1 protein-coding gene and 1 pseudogene are annotated in these 826 nt (G+C 44.8%); both read left to right on the top strand.

Going from position 1 to position 826, the window contains the following annotated elements; all coding sequences use genetic code 11:
• Positions 1 to 522 (top strand): ATP-binding cassette domain-containing protein (locus R7Z77_RS24845; RefSeq protein ID WP_318136982.1); only part of this gene is annotated, 522 nt, incomplete at its 5' end.
• A 3-nt stretch (positions 523 to 525) separates the two neighbouring features.
• Positions 526 to 826, top strand: a pseudogene (locus R7Z77_RS24840) (multidrug resistance-like ATP-binding protein MdlB); the annotation flags it as partial.

Here is an 826-nt window from a genome sequence, read left to right as displayed (position 1 = left end):
CAATGGCGTAATCGCTTTGCGGTTGTGAATCAGAGTCCATTTTTGTTCTCAAAATCGATCTTTGACAACATCGCTCTTGGTAATCCTCAAGCAACAAAGGAGCAAGTTTATCAAGCAGCGAAATTGGCGTGTATCCACGACGATATAGAGAAATTCCCTGACGGATACCAAACCGAAGTTGGCGAAAAAGGCATTACTCTTTCTGGCGGTCAGAAGCAGCGTATTGCGATTGCACGCGCCATGCTTCTCAACGCTCAAGTGTTAGTTTTAGATGATGCCCTATCCGCCGTAGATGGTCGAACCGAACACCAGATTCTCAAGAACCTTGAAACACACTACCGTGATCAAGCGTTGATCGTTATCGCACACCGATTAACGGCATTAGAAGCGGCTGATGAAATCATCGTTCTTAATCATGGCCATGTCACCGAGCGAGGGAAACATCATTCTCTACTCGAACACCAAGGCTGGTACGCAGAAATGTTCCAGTACCAAAAACTCGAACAAGCAATGGAGGAGTAATCAATGAAACAAACCAGTACATTTAAGCGGTTGTTGTCTTATCCATTGTCTCAGCCGAAGCCAATGATAAAAGGCTTAGCTTTGCTGTTTATCGCGGCGTTAGCGAGTGCGAGTGGCCCTTGGTTGATCCAGTATTTTATTGATGAACACATTGCCAAAGGTGACTACTCTCGTAACGTATTGATTGCTTTAGCGTTGGGCTACGTGTCACTTCAAGTCATTTCAGCAACGTTCCAATATCTTCAATCGTTGCAATTTAGCATGGTGGCAACGAACACGATCAAAACCATTCGCAAGCAAGTAT

This window comes from Vibrio sp. 1401, assembly GCF_033340295.1.
The sequence above is the reverse complement of the archived record's forward strand: the minus strand, read 5'-3'. Positions and strand labels throughout refer to the sequence as shown.